Annotated in this window: 10 protein-coding genes and 1 pseudogene; 4 read left to right on the forward strand and 7 right to left on the reverse strand. The window is 62.2% G+C overall.

The features are described 5' to 3' along the window. Window positions 1–35: 35 nt before the first annotated feature. The 4 genes from metA (at window position 36) to F3H26_RS06665 (ending at window position 3,529) form a co-directional block, all read left to right on the forward strand. Complete coding sequence (metA, locus tag F3H26_RS06650; protein WP_149775267.1) at window positions 36–953, forward strand: homoserine O-acetyltransferase MetA; 918 nt, start codon at window positions 36–38, stop codon at window positions 951–953. Continuing rightward, window positions 943–1,896 (forward strand): alpha/beta fold hydrolase, encoded by a 954-nt coding sequence (locus F3H26_RS06655; RefSeq protein WP_394349763.1) that lies wholly within the window; start codon window positions 943–945, stop codon window positions 1,894–1,896. Before metA ends, F3H26_RS06655 begins: the two co-directional genes overlap by 11 nt. A 49-nt stretch (window positions 1,897–1,945) precedes the next feature. After that, the gene (gene ppk2 / locus F3H26_RS06660) at window positions 1,946–2,815 is read left to right on the forward strand and encodes a polyphosphate kinase 2 (RefSeq protein ID WP_149775268.1); all 870 of its coding nucleotides are present in this window, start codon (window positions 1,946–1,948) and stop codon (window positions 2,813–2,815) included. 99 nt (window positions 2,816–2,914) lie between these two features. Then, window positions 2,915–3,529, forward strand: coding sequence for a TetR/AcrR family transcriptional regulator (locus F3H26_RS06665; RefSeq protein ID WP_149775269.1), 615 nt, complete (start codon window positions 2,915–2,917; stop codon window positions 3,527–3,529). Here F3H26_RS06665 and F3H26_RS06670 read toward each other — a convergent pair whose 3' ends face one another. The 7 genes and pseudogenes from F3H26_RS06670 to F3H26_RS19425 all read right to left on the reverse strand — a co-directional run. Beyond that, window positions 3,530–4,588 (reverse strand): adenylate/guanylate cyclase domain-containing protein, encoded by a 1,059-nt coding sequence (locus tag F3H26_RS06670; RefSeq protein WP_149775270.1) that lies wholly within the window; start codon window positions 4,586–4,588, stop codon window positions 3,530–3,532. It abuts the gene before it with no gap. Continuing rightward, window positions 4,585–4,953: a group I truncated hemoglobin gene (locus F3H26_RS06675; protein WP_149775271.1), complete on the reverse strand. Its 369-nt coding sequence runs from the start codon at window positions 4,951–4,953 to the stop codon at window positions 4,585–4,587. The genes F3H26_RS06670 and F3H26_RS06675 overlap by 4 nt, the downstream gene beginning before the upstream one ends. A 143-nt stretch (window positions 4,954–5,096) precedes the next feature. Next, window positions 5,097–5,933 (reverse strand): glycosyltransferase family 25 protein, encoded by an 837-nt coding sequence (locus F3H26_RS06680; protein ID WP_149775272.1) that lies wholly within the window; start codon window positions 5,931–5,933, stop codon window positions 5,097–5,099. After that, the gene (locus tag F3H26_RS06685; protein ID WP_149775273.1) at window positions 5,920–6,132 is read right to left on the reverse strand and encodes a hypothetical protein; all 213 of its coding nucleotides are present in this window, start codon (window positions 6,130–6,132) and stop codon (window positions 5,920–5,922) included. The genes F3H26_RS06680 and F3H26_RS06685 overlap by 14 nt, the downstream gene beginning before the upstream one ends. A gap of 85 nt (window positions 6,133–6,217) precedes the next feature. After that, a complete protein-coding gene (locus F3H26_RS06690) occupies window positions 6,218–6,598 on the reverse strand; it encodes an alkyl sulfatase C-terminal domain-containing protein (RefSeq protein ID WP_149775274.1) in 381 nt (126 codons plus the stop codon). Between the two features lie 68 nt (window positions 6,599–6,666). After that, a pseudogene (locus tag F3H26_RS19595) lies at window positions 6,667–7,140 on the reverse strand (DUF3883 domain-containing protein); the annotation flags it as partial. Beyond that, a partial coding sequence (locus tag F3H26_RS19425; protein WP_188127715.1) for a hypothetical protein occupies window positions 7,115–7,369 on the reverse strand: 255 nt, incomplete at its 5' end. The pseudogene F3H26_RS19595 and the gene F3H26_RS19425, both read right to left, overlap by 26 nt.

Here is a 7,369-nt window from a genome sequence, read left to right on the forward strand (position 1 = left end):
AGAGCCTTTCACCGGACCAACCAGAAGTTTGAGCCATGCCCATCAAGATCCCCTCAGACCTGCCCGCCTTTGACGTCCTGACCAAGGAAGGCGTCATGGTCATGGCCGAGGATCAGGCCATGCGGCAGGACATCCGGCCGCTGAAGATCGGGCTGCTGAACCTGATGCCCAAGAAGATCCAGACGGAAAACCAGTTCGCGCGGCTGATCGGGGCAACCCCGCTTCAGATCGAACTGTCGCTGATCCGGATGACCGAGCATCAGACCAAGAACACCGCCGCCGAGCACATGGAAGAGTTCTATCGCCCCTTCCAGGAGGTCAAGGACCAGAAATTCGACGGTCTGATCATCACCGGTGCCCCGATCGAGCATCTGGATTTCACCGACGTGACCTATTGGGACGAACTGACCGAGGTGTTCGACTGGACCCAGACCAACGTGCATTCCACCTTTGGCGTCTGCTGGGGCGGGATGGCGATGATCTACCATTTCCACGGGGTGCGAAAGCATATGCTTCCGGCCAAGGCTTTCGGCTGTTTCCGGCATCGCAACCTTGCGCCGGCCTCGCCGTTTCTGCGCGGCTTTTCGGATGACTGCGTGATCCCCGTCAGCCGCTGGACCGAGGTCCGCCAGGACGAGATCGACGCCGCCCCCGGCCTGACCACCCTGTTGGGCAGCGACGAGGTCGGCCCCTGCCTGGTCGAGGATCGCGCCCACAGGGCGCTGTATATCTTCAACCATTTCGAATACGACAGCGACACGCTGAAACAGGAATATGACCGCGACGTTGCCAACGGCACGCCGATCAACGTTCCGATCAACTATTACCCCGACGACGATCCCAGCCAGACCCCGCAGAACCGCTGGCGCAGCCACGCGCATCTTCTGTACGGGAACTGGATCAACGAGATCTACCAGACCACCCCGTTCGACATGAACGAAATTGGCCGCTAAGGCGCTGATACTGTTCTCGGCGGCCGCGGCAATGCTGGCGGTCGTGACCCTCTGGCTTGCGGCCCAGCGGGAATCCCGAGCCCAGGCCGACTTTCCGCCCGAGGGGCAAATCCTGGACATCGACGGTATCGCCGTCCATGCGGTGGTCATGGGTCAGGGGCCTGACGTCGTGCTGATCCATGGCTCCAGCGGCAACACCCGCGACATGACCTTTGCGCTGGCACCGCTGCTGGCCAAGTCCTTTCGGGTCATCGTGTTCGACCGCCCCGGCCTTGGATATTCGCAAAGCTTCAATGCTGACGGCGAAACCATCGTCGAACAGGCGGACATCCTGCAAAGGGCCGCAGCCCAATTGGGCGCCGACAAGCCCATCGTCGCGGGGCAAAGCTATGGCGGTTCGGTCGCCCTAGCCTGGGCGGTGACGCGACCGGAAGATATTTCGGCGCTGGCCCTGATCGCACCCGCGGCAGTGCCATGGGAAACGCCGCTGGATTCGTTCAACCGAGTCTCATCGACGGCGTGGGGCAGCGCAGTGCTCTTGCCATTGATCACCGCTTTCGTTCCGGACTGGTATGTTGAAAAAGCGCTGGATACCGTATTCGCCCCGCAAAAGGCGCCCGAAGGCTATGCCCGGCATTTCGGTCCCGGTCTGACTTTGCGCCGCGCGTCCATGCACGCAAATGCCAAACAACGTGCAAACCTGCTGGATGAAGTCACGGAACTCGAGCCGCGCTATCCTGAGATTTCAGTCCCGACCGAGATCGTCCACGGCACTGCGGACACCACCGTGGGGCTGGACTGGCACTCGAGGCGCCTGCGCGATCGGATACCGGGCGCCGAGTTGGTCGAACTGCAGGGCATCGGCCACATGCCACAGGTCGTCGCCGCGCCCGAGGTGGCCGCAGCCATCGCGCGGGCGGCACACCGTGCCGGTTTGCGTTAGCCCGGCCAGCAGGCCATAGTGGCCGGTGAACAGTGTTACGAGGCGCTTCATGACCGGAACCCAGAAAGGGGCAATCAACGACTATTACCGCAAGTCCGCACCCAAGGATGTCCGCAAGGCGATCGAAAACGCCCGCCGCGGCGAAATTCTGTCTGCGACCTACCCCTACCGACAGAAGATGAAGCGCAAGGATTATGACCGGCAGATGGACGCGCTGCAGATCGAACTGGTCAAGCTGCAGGCCTGGGTCAAGGAAACCGGTCAACGTATCGCCATCATCTTCGAAGGGCGCGATGCCGCAGGCAAGGGCGGAACCATCAAACGGTTCCGCGAAAACCTCAATCCGCGCGGCGCAAGGGTCGTGGCGCTCAGCAAACCGTCGGATGCCGAACGCAGCCAGTGGTATTTCCAGCGCTACATTCCGCACCTGCCCTCGGCCGGCGAGCTCGTGTTCTTCGACCGCAGCTGGTACAACCGCGGCGTGGTCGAAAACGTCTTTGGCTTTTGCACCCCGGACGAGCGCGAGCGTTTCTTCCGACAGCTTCCGGGGCTGGAGGACGGGCTGGTCAATGACGGCATCCGCCTGTTCAAGTTCTGGCTGAACGTGGGCCGGGCCGAACAGCTGAAGCGCTTTCTGGACCGCGAAAACGACCCGCTGAAATACTGGAAGCTCAGCCCCATCGACGTCGCCGGCCTTGGCAAGTGGGAGGACTACTCCCGATCCATCCACGAGACTCTGACCAGATCGCATTTCGACCGGTGCCCTTGGACCGTCATCCGTTCGGATGACAAGAAACGGGCCCGGCTGGCTGCGATCCGAACGGTTCTGGCGGCGCTGGACTATGACGAAAAGGACCACGATGCCGTTGGCACCCCCGATCCCCGGATCTGCGGAGGCCCGGACATCTGGGATGCGTGACACCCCTGTTCAACCAAGCCACTGCGGTGGATTTCTGCCGACCGACACCATATACCCATTGGACAAAAGAAAAAAGAAACACAGGCATTCGAGGCCGGTATGACCAAGCGCGGCTATCACCACGGCAACCTCAAGCAGGCGCTGATCGAGGCGGCCCTGTCCCTGATCGAGGAAAAGGGCCCGACCGGCTTTACCCTGTCCGAGGCCGCCAAGACTGCCGGGGTGACGCCCGCCGCTGTCTATCGCCACTATCACGGGCGCGATGACCTGATCGCCGAGGCCGCGCGCCAGGGCTTCGAGATGTTCGCCGACCTGATGCAACACGCCTATGACAAGGGGCAGCCGTCGGCTCTGGCTGCGTTCGAAGCGACCGGCCGGGCCTATCTGGCCTTTGCCCGCAAGCATCCCGGTCACTACATCGCGATGTTCGAAAGCGGCATTTCCCTGAACCGCACGCCCGAGCTGGCGATGGCCGCAAACCGTGCGAAATCCGTGCTTGAACAGGCAGCCGCCGACCTGTCACAACACATCCCGCCCGAGAAACGCCCGCCCGCCTCGATGTTCAGCGCGCATATCTGGGCCATGAGCCACGGCGTGGTCGAACTCTATGCCCGCAACACGGGTGCGTCCTCGCCCTTTCCGCCCGAGGACCTTCTGGAAACCGGAATTGGCATCTATCTGCGCGGTCTGGGACTGGTGCCACCGGACGAATGATCACGGCATCCGGCTGGACCGGGATACGTTCAGCCGCGAACTGACATTGATCAGATCCATCCGACCCATGCCCTTGATATCGACCGCCCCGAGATCGGCGATCTGAAACTCGTCGATCAGGGCGTATTTCATCTCTTCCGGCGCGACGATGTTCATGGGATTGGCAAAAACCTGAAGCCGCGATGCGATGTTCACCGCCGGCCCGAAGACATCATAGACGTATTTCTGAACCCCCACGACCGACCCGACCGCCGGGCCGATGCCCAGGCCTATGCGCGCCTGCCATTTGTGCGGGTGGCTTTCATTGCGCCGGTCGAGATATCGCAGAAACCGCACCGCGCAATGCGCCACCGCCGTCGCGTGATCGGGCGTTGCATCCGGCATTCCCGACACCGCCAGGTAGGCATCGCCGATCGTCTTGATCCGCTCGCAGCCGAATTGCTCGACGATCCGGTCGAAGGCGGTGAAGATGTCGTTCAGCTCGCTCAACGTGACCGTGGGGTCGGTCCGGGCCGCAAAATCTGTGAACCCGACAAAGTCCAGCATCACCACCGACACCTGATCGAACAGCTGCGGTGTCACCACGCCGAAGGTCTTGAACTCCTCGTACACGGATCGCGGCATCAGGTTCAGCAGCAAGCGCTCGACCCGCTCCTTTTCGCGCTCCAACTCGCGCGTGTTGCGCTCGACCATGGTCGAGTAGCTGTCGATCATGCTTTCCAGTTCGCGGATCCGGGTGATGTTCTGGCATTCGACCACCAGGATCTGCTCGCCCGCCCCGTTGGCCAGCGACACCGAGACGGCGAAAACCAGCGTCCGGCGTTTGGGCTTGATTTTCAGCTCGGCCGAATAGCGCAGCCCTGACTGTTTGACGTCGTCCAGTTCGCGCCTGTCCAGATCGGGCAGAAGGTCCGGCAGGGTCTGGCCGGCGGCCGGCGTTCCGAACCATTCGGCAAAGGGTCCGTTGTGGAAGATGAAAGTCAGATCCGAAGCCCGCAATACCGCAACGCCGGTTCCGATGGCCCGCAGCAATTGTTCGTTGATGGCCTGGATGCTCATGCCACGTTGCGGGCGACGATGATCCCCCGCTTGCCCTCGATGGCGGCAAGGGCGGCCTCCACGTCTTCATCCGACATGCCATGCATCGTCAGGGCCTGCCCGAACAAGGCGGCCATCGCGTCGAAATCCGAATGACTGATACCCAGGTGGCGGTGAACCGCCTCGATCCGGTCATCGCTGAACGAGGCCGGGCCTCCGACCAACGAGGACACGAACTTGGTCTGGTGGTCGATCAGGCGCGGCATGTCGATGTCTTCGAAATAGTCGCCGATCTCGTCGGACTCCAATGCCATTTCATAAAACGACATCACGATCCGGCTTATCGTTTTGAATCCGCCGTATTTTTCATAAATCGTCTGAACCACGGCGAGACCTCATACCAACTCAAACATTCTCGCAGTGTAATCTCATCCCGAGAGTATTGCGAATTGTTTTGAGCAAGCTGCCGTTTTTGCGCACGCAAAACCGGCGAATTTGCAGGGGTACGACCCGGACCGGTCTTAAGAGTTCAGACCTCAAGATCGTCGGCGCAGGGAACCAGACCGACATAGCCGCCCCGCCTCAAAAGCCGGGACTGCCCCCCTGCCCGCCAGTACAGCTTGCGCCCCGCGGCCTTCAGTTCGCGCGCAACCCGGAACCAGGTCGGACCTTTGTCCAGCCCGCTGTTGATGCGCACGTCCTGCTCTCGTTCACTGGTCTTGATGACGGTCTGAGCATCCGGCTGAGACACAATCGCCTGGGCACACACGGCCGGGAAACACTGATACATGGCCCAATCCGGGCGCGGAATGGTCAGAAAGTCATCCAGATGGTCCGAGTATTCCTCGGACCATTCCAGCAGTTTGCGGCATCCTCGCTGTGACACGACATATGCCGCTGCACTGGCAACCATCTCCAATATCTCGCGCACCTCCACGCCACCAATTTCCCTGCTGGGGCCGAAACGGCGCACACGCGGCCAATAGTCGAGCTTGACGTAGTCGAACTTGTCGGCGTTCCGGACCAGGGTTTGAATGACATCGGCCGCCGCGCCGGACAGCTCGACATCGTCCTCGAACGCAACCACGGCCGGCAGTCCTCTTTCCACCCCGATTTCCCAGACCCTCCGATGGCTTTCGAAACACCCGACTTCGCTGGGCAAAAGCCCCCACCGGCTGCCGCTGCCCGGCACATAGCGCGCGCCGTCCAGCGCCCCCGGCTGGCTGGCATCGATCGCGCTGAGACGGTGCGCCCCGGCCAACCCGACCCGCGCGAACTCGGCCTCCATGAAGGCACGCCGTTCCGGCACGCGATCAAGGTTGATGTAATAGATGCAGTCGGCCACCGGGCCGTCAGGCGTATGCACTGGTGTTCCCTTCCTCTAGATCGCGCACGGACAAGCCCATACCGTCATTACCCGCCGCACGTCCAGCGTTCACAGTCTCGCCCGCCGCCCCGTCATCCGCGATCAGCGCTTGGTGGCAAGAACGGTTCGCCGGCCTTCCGATCATGGTATTCATGCGCTGCTGCGCCGGCAGCGCGTTGCTTCGGCGCTGCATCAACATGCCGAGAGCGCCTTGTGGCAATCTTGGTCCGGATCTTGTTCGGCTGCGTTCACTCTGACGCTGCCCCTGGACTTGCGGACATTGTCTATCGCTGCGGCGAAAAGGCATAGGGTGGGACCACGTCCGCGCGTTCTGGCGCGTAGCGGTCGAACATGTCGACCGATCGCGCCGCCACGACCGGATCTCCGGTGACCCTGCGCGCGCCGGCGGCGATCAGGTCATCCACCGTGGCCTGGCTGACATAGAGTTTCGCCCAAGCCTCGCCCGGCATGGCCAGCGTGACGTCCGGCTTGCGACAACGCCCGTCCAGGTCGGCGACGAACTCGGCCACCGCGCGGAGGATGAGCAAGCCCGCGCTGCCGCCGTCGGAGAAGTCGAACCGCGGGAAGCCGTCCGTGTCGCCGTTCTTCTCGGGGTCGATGCGCACGCGGAAGTAGTCGACGAAAGTCGGCGGTGCCGCGGCGATCGCTTCGGGGTGGGGCCGGCGGGATCAGCCGGGCCGGCGTCACCTTGCCTTCCAGCGCCAGCGCCTGCGCCTGCGACATCAGGCGCGCGCAATCGTTCGCCCCTGTCGAGACATGGGCCATCTGCCTCAGCGCGTCGGCCTTGCCCCAGTTCCTTCGGCGGCGGATGGTTCGAGAGCGTCGGAGCCGAACCGACCCAGAGCGGCGCGGCCTCGCGCGATCCGGCGGCGGTTTTCGGCATCCGCCCCAGCCAGGCAGGGTTCAGCGCCAACCAACGCGCCACCACATCGATCAGGGATGTCTGGAAATTGAACGCGGGCTTGTAGCCGGGGGTCCAGTACTCGCCGAGGCCCTTCAGCACCGCGCTGATGTTCTGATGCTTGAAATCGACCGATCCCTCGGACCGGCCACACAAGAGCAGCAGGACCCTGCGCCGATGTTCGGCCTTGTTATAGGGCCGCCCGACCAAATCATCGGCCAGCATCGCGAAATAATCTGCGACGATCAGGTCGTTTTCTTTATCGGTCCAGGGCGCTTTCGACATCGCGGCCATTTACGAAGAGTATCAAACCCATCCGCAGCGCCTTCGCAGGTTGCGGACCAACATGGAAGAGCGCCTGCTCAGGGCCTTTGCGGGCCTGATCAACCAGCTCAGACAGCAAGACCTCGGCATCGAGCTGTGAACCGGCATGCAAAATTGACCCCGGTATTGGGGTAATCGGCGTCCAAATTTGACCCCCCTGATATTTGATTTCGGTAGCTTTCTCACGGAT

It is taken from the genome of Ruegeria intermedia (genome assembly GCF_900129345.1).
In the GTDB taxonomy this organism is placed as follows: Bacteria; Pseudomonadota; Alphaproteobacteria; order Rhodobacterales; family Rhodobacteraceae; genus Ruegeria; species Ruegeria intermedia.

Bases quoted from the DNA above. Each gene is read 5' to 3' on its own strand.
- ppk2 (WP_149775268.1), top strand. From the start codon at position 1,946: ATGACCGGAACCCAGAAAGGGGCAATCAACGACTATTACCGCAAGTCC.
- metA (WP_149775267.1), top strand. From the start codon at position 36: ATGCCCATCAAGATCCCCTCAGACCTGCCCGCCTTTGACGTCCTGACC.
- F3H26_RS06685 (WP_149775273.1), bottom strand. From the start codon at position 6,132: ATGTTGATGCAGCGCCGAAGCAACGCGCTGCCGGCGCAGCAGCGCATG.
- F3H26_RS06665 (WP_149775269.1), top strand. From the start codon at position 2,915: ATGACCAAGCGCGGCTATCACCACGGCAACCTCAAGCAGGCGCTGATC.
- F3H26_RS06670 (WP_149775270.1), bottom strand. From the start codon at position 4,588: ATGAGCATCCAGGCCATCAACGAACAATTGCTGCGGGCCATCGGAACC.